The organism is Micromonospora desertarenae (assembly GCF_056150265.1).
Genome location: NZ_JAXCFQ010000022.1, coordinates 1 through 15,192, shown reverse-complemented (window position 1 = coordinate 15,192; position 15,192 = coordinate 1). Strand labels below are relative to the sequence as shown.

At 74.1% G+C, this 15,192-nt stretch carries 11 protein-coding genes and 1 pseudogene; 7 read left to right on the top strand and 5 right to left on the bottom strand.

The features are described from left to right. The first annotated feature begins 78 nt into the window (after positions 1–78). The 3 genes from SM577_RS30460 to SM577_RS30450 are packed head-to-tail and all read left to right on the top strand — an operon-like array spanning position 79 to position 4,034. Positions 79–909, top strand: a complete 831-nt coding sequence (locus SM577_RS30460; RefSeq protein WP_302922013.1) for an ABC transporter ATP-binding protein — start codon at positions 79–81, stop codon at positions 907–909. Positions 910–942: 33 nt separating this feature from the next. Next, complete coding sequence (locus tag SM577_RS30455) at positions 943–1,926, top strand: ABC transporter substrate-binding protein (RefSeq protein WP_302922012.1); 984 nt, start codon at positions 943–945, stop codon at positions 1,924–1,926. 5 nt (positions 1,927–1,931) lie between these two features. Further along, positions 1,932–4,034 (top strand): iron ABC transporter permease, encoded by a 2,103-nt coding sequence (locus tag SM577_RS30450; protein ID WP_474588616.1) that lies wholly within the window; start codon positions 1,932–1,934, stop codon positions 4,032–4,034. A gap of 50 nt (positions 4,035–4,084) precedes the next feature. Here SM577_RS30450 and SM577_RS30445 read toward each other — a convergent pair whose 3' ends face one another. Further along, positions 4,085–5,299: a cyanophycinase gene (locus SM577_RS30445; RefSeq protein WP_474588591.1), complete on the bottom strand. Its 1,215-nt coding sequence runs from the start codon at positions 5,297–5,299 to the stop codon at positions 4,085–4,087. Positions 5,300–5,706: 407 nt separating this feature from the next. Between SM577_RS30445 and SM577_RS30440 the strand changes: the two genes are divergently transcribed. Then, on the top strand, positions 5,707–6,789 hold the full coding sequence (locus SM577_RS30440; RefSeq protein ID WP_474588590.1) for a cellulose binding domain-containing protein: 1,083 nt from the start codon (positions 5,707–5,709) through the stop codon (positions 6,787–6,789). Between the two features lie 106 nt (positions 6,790–6,895). Here the strand turns inward: SM577_RS30440 and SM577_RS30435 are convergent, their stop codons facing one another. The 3 genes from SM577_RS30435 to SM577_RS30425 form a co-directional block, all read right to left on the bottom strand. Then, positions 6,896–7,273 (bottom strand): nuclear transport factor 2 family protein, encoded by a 378-nt coding sequence (locus SM577_RS30435; protein WP_474588589.1) that lies wholly within the window; start codon positions 7,271–7,273, stop codon positions 6,896–6,898. Between the two features lie 13 nt (positions 7,274–7,286). Then, positions 7,287–8,372: a Gfo/Idh/MocA family oxidoreductase gene (locus tag SM577_RS30430; RefSeq protein WP_474579991.1), complete on the bottom strand. Its 1,086-nt coding sequence runs from the start codon at positions 8,370–8,372 to the stop codon at positions 7,287–7,289. Positions 8,373–8,572: 200 nt separating this feature from the next. After that, positions 8,573–9,832 carry a family 16 glycosylhydrolase gene (locus SM577_RS30425; RefSeq protein ID WP_474579990.1) on the bottom strand — a complete coding sequence of 420 codons (1,260 nt, stop codon included), beginning with the start codon at positions 9,830–9,832 and terminating at the stop codon, positions 8,573–8,575. A 310-nt stretch (positions 9,833–10,142) separates the two neighbouring features. Here SM577_RS30425 and SM577_RS30420 point away from each other — a divergent pair, with 310 nt between their 5' ends. Continuing rightward, positions 10,143–11,255 carry an NYN domain-containing protein gene (locus SM577_RS30420; protein ID WP_302922005.1) on the top strand — a complete coding sequence of 371 codons (1,113 nt, stop codon included), beginning with the start codon at positions 10,143–10,145 and terminating at the stop codon, positions 11,253–11,255. A 96-nt stretch (positions 11,256–11,351) separates the two neighbouring features. Here SM577_RS30420 and SM577_RS30415 read toward each other — a convergent pair whose 3' ends face one another. Then, on the bottom strand, positions 11,352–14,150 hold the full coding sequence (locus SM577_RS30415; RefSeq protein WP_474588588.1) for a M14 family zinc carboxypeptidase: 2,799 nt from the start codon (positions 14,148–14,150) through the stop codon (positions 11,352–11,354). Positions 14,151–14,343: 193 nt separating this feature from the next. Between SM577_RS30415 and SM577_RS30410 the strand changes: the two genes are divergently transcribed. Both SM577_RS30410 and SM577_RS30405 read left to right on the top strand, forming a co-directional pair. Continuing rightward, positions 14,344–14,853 carry a hypothetical protein gene (locus SM577_RS30410; protein WP_474588587.1) on the top strand — a complete coding sequence of 170 codons (510 nt, stop codon included), beginning with the start codon at positions 14,344–14,346 and terminating at the stop codon, positions 14,851–14,853. Between the two features lie 96 nt (positions 14,854–14,949). Then, positions 14,950–15,192, top strand: a pseudogene (locus SM577_RS30405) (ABC transporter permease); the annotation flags it as partial.

Below are 15,192 nucleotides of genomic sequence, written 5' to 3'. Positions count from 1 at the left end.
CCGTGGGTGCCGCGTCGGCGCCGCATCGGGTGGCGGGGGGCTGCTTGACACGCAAGAAGGTTAGGCTAACCTAAGCGCGTGTCCGACGACCGAGCGTTGCCCCGTGACGAGAGCCTGCGTGGCGTGGACCTGCACCTGGGGTACCACGGCACCACCGTGGTACGGGGCGCGTCCATCGCGCTGCGGCCCGGAGCGGTCACCGCCCTGGTCGGCCCGAACGGCAGCGGAAAGTCCACCCTGCTGCGGGCGCTCGCCCGGCTGCACCCGATCGGCAGCGGCGCGGTGCTGCTCGGCGACGGCAGCACCGCCGCCGGGCTGCCGGCCCGGGAGTTCGCCCGGCGGGTCACCCTGCTGGCCCAGAGCCGCCCGGTGCCCAGCGGGGTCACCGTCCGGGACGTGGTCGGCTACGGCCGGCACCCGTACCGGGGGCGCTGGCGGGCCGACGACCCGGACGGGCCGGCCGCGGTCAGCCGCGCCATGGAGGTCACCGGGGTCACGGCGATGGCCGACCGCCCGGTCGACGAGCTGTCCGGCGGCGAACTCCAGCGGGTGTGGCTCGCCACCTGCCTGGCGCAGGACACCCCGGTCCTGCTCCTCGACGAGCCGACCACCTTCCTCGACCTGCGCTACCAGGTGGAGATCCTCGACCTGATGCGGGATCTCGCCGACGACCACCACGTCGCCGTGGGTGTCGTCCTGCACGACCTCAACCAGGCCGCCGCCGTCGCCGACGAGGTGGTGCTGCTGCACAACGGGCGGGTACGCGCCGCCGGCGCTCCCGTCGACGTCCTCACCGAGGACGCCCTCACCGAGACGTACGGCATCCGGATCGAGGTGACCACCGATCCGGTCAGCGGCATCGTCACCACCCGCCCGGTGGGCCGGCACCTGACCCGGCTGCCGGCCTGACCCGTCATCCGTTCGCACCCGAGAAAGATCACCATGACCCGTACCCGTGTCACCGCCCTGGTCGCCGCCGCGGCCGCGTTGCTGCTCAGCGCCTGCGGCACCACCGAGAACGCCGGCACTCCGGCGGCGTCCAGCTCCTCCGCCAGCGGCCCGGTGACCGTCACCGACAGCCGGGGCAAGCAGGTCACCCTCAAGGCCCCGGCGACCAAGGTCGTCGGCCTGGAGTGGGGCGAGGTCGAGATGCTCGTCAGCCTCGGCGTCATGCCGGTCGGCGTCGCCGACACCAAGGGCTACGCCACCTGGGTCACCGCCGCCAAGCTCGACGCGAACGTGAAGGACGTCGGCACCCGGGCGGAGCCCAGTGTGGACTCCATCGTCGCCCTCCAGCCCGACCTGGTGGTGATGGAGGAGGGCCGGGGCGGCGCCCTGATCACCCAGCTGGAGAAGTACGTCCCGGTGATCGTCACCAAGGGCAGCGACGCCAAGGACAACCTCGGCCGGATGCGGTCGGACCTGAACATGATCGCCCAGGCGGTCGGCAAGACCACCGAGGCCGGGAAGCTGTTGGCCGACTTCGACGCCGCCATCGCCGACGGCAAGAAGAAGATCGCCGACGCCGGGGCCGCCGGCCGGCCGTTCGCCTTCGCCGACGGCTGGAAGGAGGGCAGCACGATCAGCATCCGGATGTTCGGTCAGGGCGCGTTCGTCTCCCAGCTCGGCATCCAGCTCGGCCTGACCAACGCCTGGACCGGCAAGACCGACGAGGTGTGGGGCCTGGGCCAGACCGACGTCGAGGGCATGACGGCGCTCAAGGACCCGAACCTGCACTTCTTCTACAACGCCTCCGACGGCGACGACGTCTTCGCCACCGGGCTCGCCAGCAACGCCATCTGGAAGTCGCTGCCCTTCGTCAAGCAGGGCAACCTGCACCGGATGCCGGACGGCATCTGGACCTTCGGCGGGCCGCTCTCCGCCAAGCAGTTCATCGACCACTTCGTGAAGACCTACACGGTGTGACCACGCTGGCCGCACCCCCGCGCCCGGAGCCGGCCACCCGGCCGGCTCCGGCCGGGCCGCTGTCCGCGCCCCGCGTGGTCGGGGCGTTCGTCGCCGGGATCGTGCTGCTGCTCGTGGTCGCGGCGGTGCACCTGACCCAGGGCACCTCCACCGTCGGTGCCCTCGACCTGCTGCGGCTGGTCACCGGCGGCGAGGACGAGGCGGCCCGGGTCCTGGTCGCCTCCCGGGTCCCGCGCCTGCTCGCCGGGCTCGCCATCGGCGTCGCCCTCGGCTTCGCCGGCGCCGCCCTGCAGTCCATCGCCCGCAACCCGCTCGCCTCGCCGGACACCCTCGCCGTCAACGCCGGCGCGCACCTGGCCATCGTGACGGTCGCCGCGTTCGGCATCTCGCTGCCCGTGCTGCCGGCCGGCGGACTCGCCCTGTTCGGCGGGCTGGCCGCGGCCGCGCTGGTGATGGCGATGTCCGGCGGCGGCCAGTCGAACACCACCCGGCTCATCCTGGCCGGCTCCGCCACCGCGCTGGCGCTGAACTCGGCCACGATGCTGATGCTGATCCTGTTCGAGCAGGCCACCATCGGCCTGTTCGCCTGGGGCAACGGCTCGCTGGTGCAGAGCGACCTGGACGCGCTCACCCAGCTCGCCCCGGTCATCGGCGTCGCCGTGGTCGCCCTGATCCTGCTCGGGCACCGCCTGGACATCCTGGGCCTCGGCGACGACACCGCCACCGTGCTCGGCCTCGACGTACGGCGTACCCGGCTGATCGTCACCGTGCTGGCGGTGCTGCTCTCCGCCGCCGCGGTGACCCTCACCGGCCCGGTCGGCTTCGTCGGGCTCTGCGCGCCGGTCATCGTCCGGCTGCTCGGGCCGCTGGTGCCCGGCGTGCACCGGCACCGCGTGCTGCTCCCGCTCTCCGGCATCGCCGGCACGGTCATCGTGCTCGCCTCCGACGTGCTGCTGCGCGCCGTGATGGGCGCGCAGGCCGGCGTGGACATCCCCACCGGCGTGGTCACCACGCTGTTCGGCGCCGCGATCCTCATCTGGCTGGCCCGCCGGCACCGCGACGCCGGCCCCACCCGCCGCCCGCCCGGCGGCCACGCGGCCGTGCGCTCGGCGACCTTCCACCGCGCCGTGGTCGCCTGCTGTGCCGTGGTCGCCGTCACCGCCGTCGTCGTGGGCATGCTCGCCGGCGACACCTGGGTGCTGCTCGGCGACATCGTCAACTGGGTGCAGGGGCGCACCGGGCCGGCGTACACCTTCGTGCTGGACCAGCGGTGGCCACGGGTCGCCGCGGCGGTGCTGGCCGGCGCGGCGCTCGCGGTCGCCGGCACCACCGTGCAGGCGGTCTGCCGCAACCCGCTCGCCGAGCCCGGCATCCTCGGCATCACCGCCGGCGCCGGCCTCGGCGCGGTCTCGCTGCTCACCTTCGTGCCGCTGGCCGGCGTGTGGGCGGTCTCCGGCGTCGCCGGGATCGGCGCGATCCTCGCCTTCGCGCTGGTCTACGGCGCGGCCTGGCGCGGCGGGCTGAGCTCCGACCGGCTGGTGCTGATCGGGTTCGGCGCCTGGCACGGCGGCATGGCGCTCATCACCTTCATGATCGTCGCGTTCGACCCGTGGAACACCGGCAAGGCGCTGACCTGGCTCTCCGGCTCCACCTACGGCCGGACCGCGACCCAGGTGCTGCCGGTGGCGATCGCGCTGCTGCTGCTCACCCCGGCGGTCGTCGCGGCCCGGCGGGAGTTGGACCTGCTCGCCCTCGACGACGACACGCCACGGGTGCTCGGCGTCCGGCTGGAACGCACCCGGCTGGTCGCGCTGGTCGCCGCGGCGCTGCTCACCTCCACCGCCGTCTCGGCGGTCGGCGTGATCGGCTTCGTCGGCCTGGTCGCCCCGCACCTCGCCCGGGCGCTGGTCGGCGGCCGGCACAGCCGGGTGCTGCCGGTCGCCGCGCTGCTCGGCGCGGTGCTGGTCAGCGTCGCCGACACCCTGGGCCGTACGGTCATCGCGCCCGCCCAGATCCCGGCGGGTCTGGTCACCGCGCTGATCGGCACGCCGTACTTCGTCTGGCTGCTGTGGCGCTCCCGCGCCGTGGTGTCGCCGACGGGCCGCTGACCGCTGCGGCTCGCCCCGGGTGAGGGTCCAGCGGGGCGAGCCGGCCGCGCCTAGCCGACCTGGATCGACAGCGCCAGGTCGGTGAACGAGTCGGCCTCGCTCCCGCCCCGGGTGTGGGCGGCGAACCCGGCGTCCTTGGTCAGGCCCACCACGAAGGGCGGCACGTCCTCGGCCGTCCTGCCGGTCGTCGCGGCGGACCGGCCGGCACCGGCGAGGTCGAGCGCCGCGTCGAGCAGCGCGTACGGGCCGAACACGTCAGCCGTCGGCGCCGCCGCCGACCGGTCGGCCGGGACCAGCGGCGCGGTGGTGGCCGCCTTGGTGACCTGCCACCGCCCGGCATCGTAGGTGTCGCCGTCGGTGAGGTAGCTCCACCGGACGCCGCTGATCGCCCAGTGCCCGTCGACCCGGCCCACCTGTGCCGCGCGCAGGTCGAGCACGGACACCCCGTTGGTGCCCACCACCCGGGCGGTCTCCGCGGCGGTCCCGGCGCCGGTGACGATCAGCGCGGTGTTCTCCCCGACCCCGTACACCCGGTCGTGGCCGGTGTCCGCGGCGAGCCGGATCGAGCGTCCGGTCCGGCCGCGCGCGTCGACGTGCGTGTCGACCAGGCCCGAGGTGAAGAACCCGAAGCCGCCGGCGGGCCAGTAGCCGAGGACCTCGTCGGTGTCGAAGTAGCCGGGCCGGGATCCGTCGCGGACGCCGGGGTAGCTCACCCCGCCGGTGATCATGTCGGGGCCGGCGAGGATCTGCATGCCGGCGCTGGTGCCGGCCACCGGCGCGCCGGCGAGGAACCGCTGCCGGACCGCCGCCAGGACCGCCCCGTCCGAGCCGTCCGGGCGGATCATCGACTGCACGTAGCGGTACTGGTCGCCGCCGGCGAAGAAGAAGCCGGTCATGGAGGCGGCCAGCGCGGCGTGCTCCGGGTCGTCCCCGCTGCCGTCCCGCTTCACGTTCACCGGGATCCAGGTCACCTCCGCGGCGCCGTGCCGCTTGAGCACCTTGCCGACCTGGTTGGCGCTCCAGTGCGGCGTCGCCGACGACGCGCTCAGCACGCCGATGCGCGCCCGGGCGCCGCCGGCCTGCCGGACGAACTCGCCGTACACGGCGGCGTTGTCGTCCGCGAGGGCGCCGCCGGCCAGGATCATCACGCCTGGTCCGGCGGACGTCCCGGATGGGCCGGCGGCGGCGGGCGACGGCGGGAACGCGGCCGCCGCGGCCGCGACGATCAGGGCGGTGAGCAGCGGCAGGAACCTCGGCCGGGTCATGGCACCCGACGCTAGAGAGCCGCATGACGCGCGTCAAGGACCGTCGATGCGCGACAGTCCTCGACCGGTCGGCACCCGGTACGGCGCCGAAAGCCGGCAAGGCCGTGACGCGAGGGTCAGCGGGGAACCAGCGGAGGGTGGGGCTTTACAGCGATGTAACGCTCGGGCATGATCGGCGACGCAACACAGTGGACAGTCGGGTGCGATGGCTGGCCACGGCTGGGCGGGACGTCCCCACCCTCGGCGTTCCGCCCGGCCCCGACCCACCTCGCCGCCCAGCTCGCGAGGACCGACCCATCGACGGTCCGTGCCCGTCCGGCCACTGCGCGGTGGTCGTCGGCCGCCACCCGCGACGGTCGAACCCGTCCGGTAGGGCCACGCGGCGACTCGGGTCGTAGAGTCTCGCCGTGACTGAGATCGGCGCGCAGGTCAATCTGTTCCACCCGGCCGACCGGGTGTGGCACGCACTGACCGACCGGGAGGCGCTCGCCCGGTGGTTCACCGAGGCCGAGCCGGTGGCCGGGGCGGACCAGCGGCTGCTGCTGCACACCGCCGGGCTGCCCGGTTTCGACGCCGCCGTGGACGCCGAGGTGGTCGACCGTCGGGCGCCGGAACTGCTCGCGCTGCGCTGCCAGGAGGCGAGCCGGCGTACCCGGCTGACCTGCGCCGTCGCTCCCACCGCCGAGGGCTGCCGGCTGTCGGTCACCGAGACCCTGGAGCACGGCAGCTGGCCGGACGACCAGCGCACCCGCCGGGAGGAGTACTACCAGCAGGCCCTCACCGTGCAGTTGCCGGCCATCCTGGACTGGCTCGCCTTCCAGCAGATCGACCTGCGCCGCGCCGACGTCGCGATGACGGCCGAGATGCCGGTGACCGAGGTGTTCGGGGAGGAACCGGCGCCGGTCGACCGCCGCCTCCGTCCGGTGCTGGTCGGGGCGCTGGTCGGCGCCGTGCTGGTCGCCGCCGGGGTGGTGGCCTGGGCCGTGCTGCCGGGCGGGTCGGACGGATCGGCCGCCCCCGACCCGCTGGCGCTGCCGACCGCCACCACCGCCACCGCGCAAGCACCCCGACCGACGCCCTCCGCCCGCCCCAGCCGCAGCGCCACGTCCGGCCCCGACCGGTCCAGCCGCACCCCCACGGCGAAGCCCACCCGTACGTCGGCCTCTGCCGCGCCGTCCGGGCCCCCGTTGGCCGCCCGCTACGAGTCGGTCTCGACCCGGCTGCTCGGCTACACCGCCGAGGTGGTGCTCGACAACCCGGGCGACGCGGCGGCGACGGGCTGGACCCTGGTGCTCACGCTGCCCGAGGGCAGCACGGTCACCAGTGCCAAGAAGGTGGAGTGGCGGCAGGACGGACAGGTCGTCACGTTCACCGGCCAACCCGTGCCGGCCGGCGGGTCGCAGACGGTCGAGTTCGACGTCCGTGACGCCGGGCTCCGCAAGGAGCCCGAGGCGTGCACGGTGAACGGCAACCCCTGCGCCGGCCTCTGACCCGCCGACTCTGACCCGCCGCCGCGTCCGACCGCCATCGGCGCGCCGGCGCGATGAGCAGGCGAGCAGCACAGGCAGCGGGGACCTCCGCTCGCCCCGGCGCGGCTCAGGCCGGGCTGATGTGGGCCGCGAGGATCCGCCAGCCCCGGTCGTCGTCGTACACCCAGGTGCGGGTGTAGCGCAGCCGGGCCGCGAACGGCTCCCCGCCGAACAACCCCGTCACCCGCCCGACGAAGATGGTCACCCCGGTGGTGCCCTTGACGATCAGGTCCAGGTGCTCCTCGACCAGCTCGTCGACGATCGAGGTCCGGCTCCGGTGGGCGGCCAGGTCGTCCCGCTTGCCGTACCGCTGGCCGTCCGGGCCGATGGCGATCAGGTGGTCGTCGAGCAACTCGTCGAGCGCGGCGACGTCCCCGGCGCGCTGCGCGGCCTGGAGCCGGCGCTCCGCGTCGAGCAGCTCGGCCTCGCGTTCGCTGTCCGGCATGCAACCCTCCTGCTCAGGCGTGGATGGACGGGCCCGTCGGCGCCACGGTCAGCACCCGGCCCTCGGCCGCGGAGCGGTGGGCCAGCTCGAGCAACGCGACGGTGTCGACCGCGTCGTACGGGTCGACCGGCAGCGGTGCGCCGTCCCGTAACGCCGCGACCAGCCGCTGGTAGAAGCTCTGGTACCGGCCGGGCTCGGTGGGCACCGGGCGCAGGTCGCCGTCGACGCCGAGCTGACCGTACCGCTCGGGGCTGACCTCGCCCCAGCCCGGCGTGCCGGGGCGGCCCCCGGCGCGCAGCGCGGCCTCCTGCACGTCGAGCCCGTGGCTGGTGTACGCGGCGCGGTCGCCGAGGATCCGCAGGCGCGGTCCGAGCTGCGCGGCCAGTGTGGTCATCCAGAGGTGGGAGCGGACGCCGTTGGTGTGGGTCAGCGCGACGAAGGCGTCGTCGTCGACCCGGGCGCCCGGCCGCCGGCGGTCCACCTCGGCGTAGACGGCGCGGACCGGCCCGAACAGCTGCACCGCCTGGTCGACGAGGTGGGCGCCCAGGTCGTACAGGGTGCCGCCGGCCTCGTCGGGGGTCCCGCTCTCCCGCCAGCCCGGCTTGATCGCCGGCCGCCAGCGTTCGAAGCGGGACTCGAAGCGGACCACCCGCCCCAGCGCGCCCTCCTCGACCAGCCGGCGGGCGGTCAGGAAGTCGCCGTCCCAGCGCCGGTTCTGGAACACCGTCAGCGGCACGCCCCGGCGGGCCGCCTCGTCCACCAGATCGCGCGCCCGCGCCGCGGTGGCGGCGAGCGGCTTGTCCACCACCACCGGCAGACCGGCGGCCACCGCCGCCCGGGCCAACGGCACGTGCAGCCGGTTCGGCGTCGCCACCACGACCAGGTCGAGTTCGTCCGGCGCGCGCCACAGCTGGTCGGCGTCGTCGACGATCCGGGCGTCGGGGTGCTCGTCGCGCACCTGCTCGCGCCGCTGCGGGTCGCGGGTCAGCACCGCCGCCAGCCGCAGCCCCGGTGTCGCGGCGATCAGCGGGGCGTGGAACACCCGGCCGGCGATCCCGTAGCCCAGCAGACCCACCCGCAGCGGCGTCGTCCCCGCCATGGCACCCCCGTCGCGTACCGCCGGTCGCCCGGCTCCGATGGCACCGAACTTACGCCCCGCGCGGGCGTCGCCTCACGGCATGGCCGCATTGTGGGTGGCGGTGGCGCGGGACAGGGCCGCACGCCGGTCGGCGTGCGGCCCGGTCGGCCTCGCGTGCCGGGTCGCCGCTCGCGGCGTGCCGGCCCTTCCCGGCGTACGGCTCAGTAGCGCGACCACTTCTGGTTGGCGCCGCCGGTGCAGTCCCACAGGTGCAGCTTGCCGCCGTTGGTGGCGACCCAGTCGCGCACGTCGACGCACCGGTTGCTGCTCAGGTTGACCAGGTCGCCGGCGCCGTTGAGAGTGAACCGTTGCGCCGGGTTGCCGTTGCAGGTGACCAGGTTGACCTCGGTGCCGTTGGCCGTGCCGGCCCAGGCCGGGTCCATGCACTTGCCCATCGCCCGGACGGTGCCGTCGCTGGCGAAGGTCCACGCCTGCGCGGCGGTGGTGTTGCAGTCCCAGATCTGCAGCTTCGCCCCGTCGACGGGGTTGGCGCCGGGGATGTCGATGCACCGGCCGCTGTGCGCGCCCCGCAGCCGGGTGGTGCCGGACGGCGGCGGGGTGCCGCCGGAGGTGTAGCCGGAGACCCGGACGTAGTCCACCAGCATCTGCTGCGGGAACTGGGTCGAGCCGTCCGGGTAGCCGGGCCAGTTACCGCCGACCGCCACGTTCAGGATCATGAAGAAGGGGTGGTCGAACACCCAGCGGTTGCCGCCGAGCCGGCTCGGGTCGACCCGGTGGTACTCGACGCCGTCCAGGTACCAGATGATCGAGTTCGGCTCCCAGTCCACCCGGTAGGTGTGGAAGGCGTCCGCCAGCGGCTGGCCGATGGTGCGGCTGCCGGTGATGCCGCCGCCACCGGAGTAGCCCGGGCCGTGGATGGTGCCGTAGACGGTGTTCGGCTCGCGGCCGATGTTCTCCATGATGTCGATCTCGCCGGCGGCCGGCCAGCCGACGGTGCCCATGTCGTTGCCGAGCATCCAGAACGCCGGCCAGATGCCCTGCCCGCGCGGGATCTTGATCCGCGCCTCGAACCGCCCGTACGCCTGGGTGAAGGTGGCGGCGGTCAGCAGCCGGGCGGAGGTGTACTCGCACCGGCCGTAGTGGCACTGGTAGTTGGCCGGGTTCTCCCGCCGGGCGGTGATGACCAGGTTGCCCTGGCCGTCGTGCACGGCGTTGCTGGTGCTGTTGGTGTAGTACTGCCGCTCGTTGTTGCCCCAGCCGTGGCCGCCGATGTCGAAGCGCCACTTGCCCTGGTCGACGGGGGTACCGGCGGGCGCGTTGAACTCGTCCTGCCAGGTGATGGCGCCGATGGCGGCCTCGGCGGTGTCGGCGCGGCCGGGCAGGACGAGGGCTGCGGTGAGGCCGAGGATCGCGACTGCGGCGAGAACGAGCGCGCGTGGTCGGCGGAGTGCGGTGGACATGGAGTTCTCCTGTGGACGGGGGTCGGGGATCGGGGCGGTGCGCCGTGCCCTCGGTCGGGCACGGGTGGTCGGAGGAGGCGGGCGGTCCGCCCCCGGGGGATCCGCAGCGATCCGGTCGTGGCCCACGCCGCTGAGCCTTGCCGGAACGGTGAGAGAGCGCTCTCTAGCGATGCTTGTCGATGCTCGTCGCATTTGTCAAGACTGTTGCCAGTTGGTTGCCTCGGCTCGGGCGTCGCCACCGCCGGCGGACACTCGGGCCGGCCCGGGTGGTTGCCGGCCCCGCGCGGGCGCCGGGCGTAGGCTGGCTGCCGTGGATCAAGAAGACCGGATCGCCCTGTTTCTCGACTACGAGAACCTCGCCCTGGGCGCGCGAGACCACCACGGCACGCCTTTCGACTTCCGCCCGATCGCCGACGCGCTCGCCGAACGGGGACGGGTGGTGGTGCGGCGGGCGTACGCGGACTGGTCGTACTTCGACGAGGACCGGCGGATGCTCACCCGGTCCCACGTCGAGCTGATCGAGATACCGCAGCGGATGGGCGCCACCCGGAAGAACGCCGCCGACATCAAGATGGCGGTCGACGCGGTGGAGCTGGCCTTCGAGCGCGACTACATCTCGACGTTCGTGATCTGCACCGGCGACAGCGACTTCACCCCGCTGGTGCACAAGCTCCGCGAGCTCAACAAGCAGGTCATCGGTGTCGGGGTCGAGAAGTCCACCTCGGCGCTGCTGCCGCCCGCGTGCGACGAGTTCCTCTACTACGACCGGCTGGAGGGCGTCGACATCCCGTCCGCCCGGGCCCGGCGCGGGCGTCCGGCCCGACCCAGCCGGGAGCCGCAGCAGGTGGCGGCGGTGGAGCAGGCGGAACCGGTGGAGCGGATGGAGCCGGTGGAGCCGGAACCCGAGGCGCAGCCGGCGGCCGAGGAGCCGGCCCGCGACGTCGACACGCTCTCCGTCCTGGTCGCCCAGACGGTGGCCGGCCTGCAGGGCAGCTCCGGCGGCGAGGTGACCGCGTCCCGGTTGAAGCGCACCCTGTTGCGCAAGGACCCCACGTTCAGTGAGTCCGACTACGGCTACCGCACCTTCGGCGAACTCCTGCGCCACCTGGCGCAGCACAACGTGGTCGAGTTGGCCGAGGGCCCGGCCAAGGGCGACCCCGAGGTCTCGCTGCCCGAACACGGCGACCGCGAGGTCGCGTTCGGGCTGCTCCACTCCGTCGTGCTCGACCTGGCCGCCGACGGCGCGGTGGCGCTCTCCGGCCTGAAGAACCAGCTCCGCCGGGCCCGGCCCGACTTCAGCGAGAAGAAGCTCGGCTACCGCAGCTTCCTGCAGTTCTGCAAGGCGGCGGCCACCAGCGGCGTGGTCGACCTGCGGTGGAGCCCGGAGGCGGACGACTACCTGCTGACCGCCCGACCCGCCTGACGCCGTCCCGACCCCGGACCGCGGCAGGCCGACCGCGTGCCGGCGGTCCGGCCGGCCGTCGTGGGCCGGCCGGACCAGAGGGCACCTCAGGCCACCTCAGGCCACCACCGAGCGCAGCGGCACCCGGGCGTCGCGCAGCGCCCGTACCAGATCACCGAGGAACGGGTGCTCGTCGGCCTGGAGACCGTCCGGGTTCGGGATCACCAGGTAGGCCGACCCGTTCGCCAGGGACGCCCGCCCGGCACCGGTGAAGCCGGCGACGACCGCCCGGGTGCGGGCCAGGTCGGCGGGGGCGACCTCGATGGTGATCGGTCGCCAGCCGCCGCCGAGATCCGCCGGCACCGGTGCGGCCGCGGCGGCCGCGCGGGCCGGGGCGACGGCGGGCGGCGTCGCGGCGCGGCTCGCCGCGCCGCCGGGCAGCAGCAGCGCGTTGGCCACCAGGTGCAGCCCGTTCTCGTTGTACGCCCGGAAGAGCGGGTTGAACGCGAACAGCACCGCCCGGCCGGCCCCGGTCGGCTCGTCGACCAGCGCGACCGTGCCCTTCAGCGTGTCCGCGCCGACGGTGTAGCCGTTGGCCCAGAAGGTGTCGCCGCTCGGGTAGCGGAGCACGTTCGTGCCGGTGGTGCTCGGGGTCAGGATCGGGTCGTTGTTGTTGAACTCGAAGTCCTCCGCCGGCCGGCCCAGCGCGACCGGGCTGTCGCGGTCCACGTCCACCCGCAGGTGCGAGCCGATCACCGTGTAGCCGGTCGGTTTCGGCTGCTCGGTGGTGGAGGTGAGCCCGGCGGCCCGGGCCAGCCGGGTGCCCTCGTTGCGCAGCCCGACGTAGGTGTGGCCCTGCGCGATCCAGTTCCGCAGGTTGGCCTGCCCGGCGGCGGTGAGACCGCCGGTCGGGCTGTTGCCGTCCGGCACGAGCAGCACGGTGCGCCCGGTGAACGCCTCGGTGTTGTCGTTGATGTCGGCGGTGGTCACCGGGGTGAGTTCCAGCCCCCACCGCTTGCCCAGCACGTAGCGGGCCTCCCCGTGCGAGCCGGCGGTGGTGGAGATGCCGGTGCCCTGGAACAGCCCCACGTCGGGCAGGTCGAGCGCGCTGCCCGTGGCCGGCCCGCGCCGCGGGGTCAGGGTCACCCCGAGCGACCCGGCGAGCCGGTCGACCTCGCGGGTCAGGCTGGTCGCCGGCAGCCCGACCACCCCGCTGTCCAGGTCCCGCACCAGCGGTACGCCCCGGCCCAGCAGCGCGAAGGTGAACTCCGCGGCCGCGGCGGAGTCCAGCGGGTACGCGTACGAACCGGTCGGCCCGGCCCAGGCGGTGCGCCCGCCGGTGATCTCCCGGACCGGCCGCGCCCACGGCCGGACGTCGTCCCCGGTGTAGACGGCGGACACGCCCATCAGCAGCGGGTTGCTCCAGGACGACACGTCATAGAAGTACGGGAACGGGGTGTACGGGTCCTCGCCCATGATCGCCTGGATCCAGTGCTTCTGCGGCTGGTCCATCGGGATCCAGTACGCGCCCTTCGGCACTGTCAGGTTGGTGGCGCTGCGCCCGCCGAAGATCCGGGCGGTCGGCAACCGGGTCGGCCGCTGCACCTCGTACACCTCGACGTCCATCCGCCGCAGCCGCTCGACCAGCTGGCGCACGTCGGCGAGCTGCCGGTCGGGCAGCAGGAAGTACGAGCGGATCCGGATGTCCGGCACCGGGAACTGCACGGTGTTGGTCGGCTGCACCACCTCGTTCGGTTCCAGCGCGCCGGCCCGGCCCTGGGCCAGCGCGTCGGTCCAGATCCGGAAGTAGCCGGCCAGCAGCTCGCGCTTGTGCGCCGCCGCCCAGCCGAGCGTGGACCACTGGGTGTGGAACTGCTGCTGCACCCGGTCGGCCACCGCCGAGGCGCTGCCCTTCTCGAAGGTCATGCCGGCGGCCCCGAAGCCGGCGGCCGGGACCGTGTCGCCGTAGCCCATGAAGAACAGGTCGTAGGTGGAGTAGTTGAAGTAGCACTCGGTGGTGACCGCGCCGCCGCAGGCGCCGTTGTAGCCGAAGCCGGCCTTGTTGGCCTCGCCGATCCGGTTGATCCAGTCGACCGCCTCACCGGCGATCTCGTGGTGGATCGGGTCGGCGTTGGGCGGGAAGAAGTACTGCCGGCCGCCCATCTCGTGCGCGTCGATGAACACCTGCGGCGGGTACCGCCGCATCAGTTCCAGCTTGCTGTCGGTCTCCTGCTGGGTGCGGGCGAACCAGTCCCGGTTCAGGTCGAAGCCGTACTCGTTCTGCCGCCGGCTGGCATCCCGGCCGTCCGGGTTCTGCGTCGGCACGATGACGGTGACCAGGTTCTCGTTGCGCCGGGCGACCTCGCAGGAGAGCCCCGAGGCCAGCTCGTACAGCGTCTTGAGCGCGGCGTCGGCGCCGCTCTTCTCGCCGCCGTGCACGTTGCCGGTGACCCAGACGATGGCCGGGTCGCCGGCGGCGGTCGCGGCCGCCTTCCGCGCCGAGGTGCGCCGGGGATCCCGCAGGTCGCGGACGTCCTCGGCGATCTTCCGCAGGGTGGCCGGCCGGACGTTGCGCTCGGTGGACACCACCGCGTACGGCAGCGGCTGGCCGAGCACGCTGGTGCCCAGGACGCCGGTGACGACCCGGTCGGAGGCGGCGTCGACGGCGCCGAGGTACCGGCGGATCTCGTCGGTGCCGACCACCCGCTCCTGGCCGACACCGAGGGGGAAGCCGAGGGACTGCTCCGGGCTGGGCACGGCGGCCAGCCGGGCGTTCGGGTCGGTGCTGCAGGGGGCGGGTCGCGGGGTGGCGGTGGCCGGCGCGGCGCCCAGCAGGGGCGTCGTGCCGAGCACGAGCGCGACCGCGGCCGCGCCCGCCAACCGTCTCGGAGGAACCGTCCAGACCGGACGCGTCATCGGGGCCATGGTCGTCTTCCCTTCCCGGGAAATGGCTCACATTGACCGGAGCCTATGACCTGCGATTTTGGCCGGTCAAGATCCCGCCCCGGTTGGGCCGGCGGCGGGGGGAGCGGGCCGGTGGGCGGGGCGGCGCGGGTGCCCGGTGGCCCCTAGACTCCGGCTGTTCCGCAGCCCGACGGAGGGGAATGACGTGCGTCGCTGGACGGCCGCCCTGGCCCTGACCGTGCTGCTCGCCGGTTGCGGCGGCGACCAGACCGGGGCGCAGACCCGGCAACCGGCCTGGCAGGGTGGCGCGTCGGCCGGGCCGACCACGCCGCCCGCGCTGACGCCGGAGCAGGCGAAGCGCCGCTACCTGGCGATCGTCGAGCCGTACAACACCGCGCTGGAGAAGCTGGAGACGGCGGCCAACGCGGGGAAGCCCTGGCGGACGGTGCGCGAGCTGGCCGCCGAGGTGCTTCGGGCCAACGAGGCCCACGCGGCGGCGCTGCGGGAGACGACCTGGCCGGCGCCGGCCCGGGCGCCGATGGCCGCCCTGCTGGCCGAGAACGACATCGCGCTGCGGCACTGGCGGCGCGCGAGCGAGGCGGCCGACGCCGAGGCGCTGCTGCGGGAGATCCGGGCGGCGGCGGCGCACAGCGGCGCCGAGGAGGCCGGCACGGTCCGGGCCGCGCTCGGGCTGCCCGCGTACCGGGAGGGCTGACCGGCTTCTGGCGGACCGTCTGTTGTGGCGTCGTCACGTTCCTGGTAGACCTGCTGGTGGATCTGCTCCACGCCGCCCCGCACCGGAGGAGCCGTCATGAGTGATCCGAGCACGGCGTCGATCGCCTCCGCACCCCGCCCCGAGCAGCCGTCCGAGATCGTCGCGCCGGTCAACCCGGGGCTTCCGGGCGGCACCCGCGCCGACAAGCCGCGCGGTCTGCTCGGCGACGCCTGGCGGGACCTGCGTCGCAAGCCGCTGTTCTGGATCTCGGCCACGTTCATCGTGATCTTCCTGGTGATGGCGGCGTTCCCGTCGCTGTTCACCAACGGCGACCCGGTC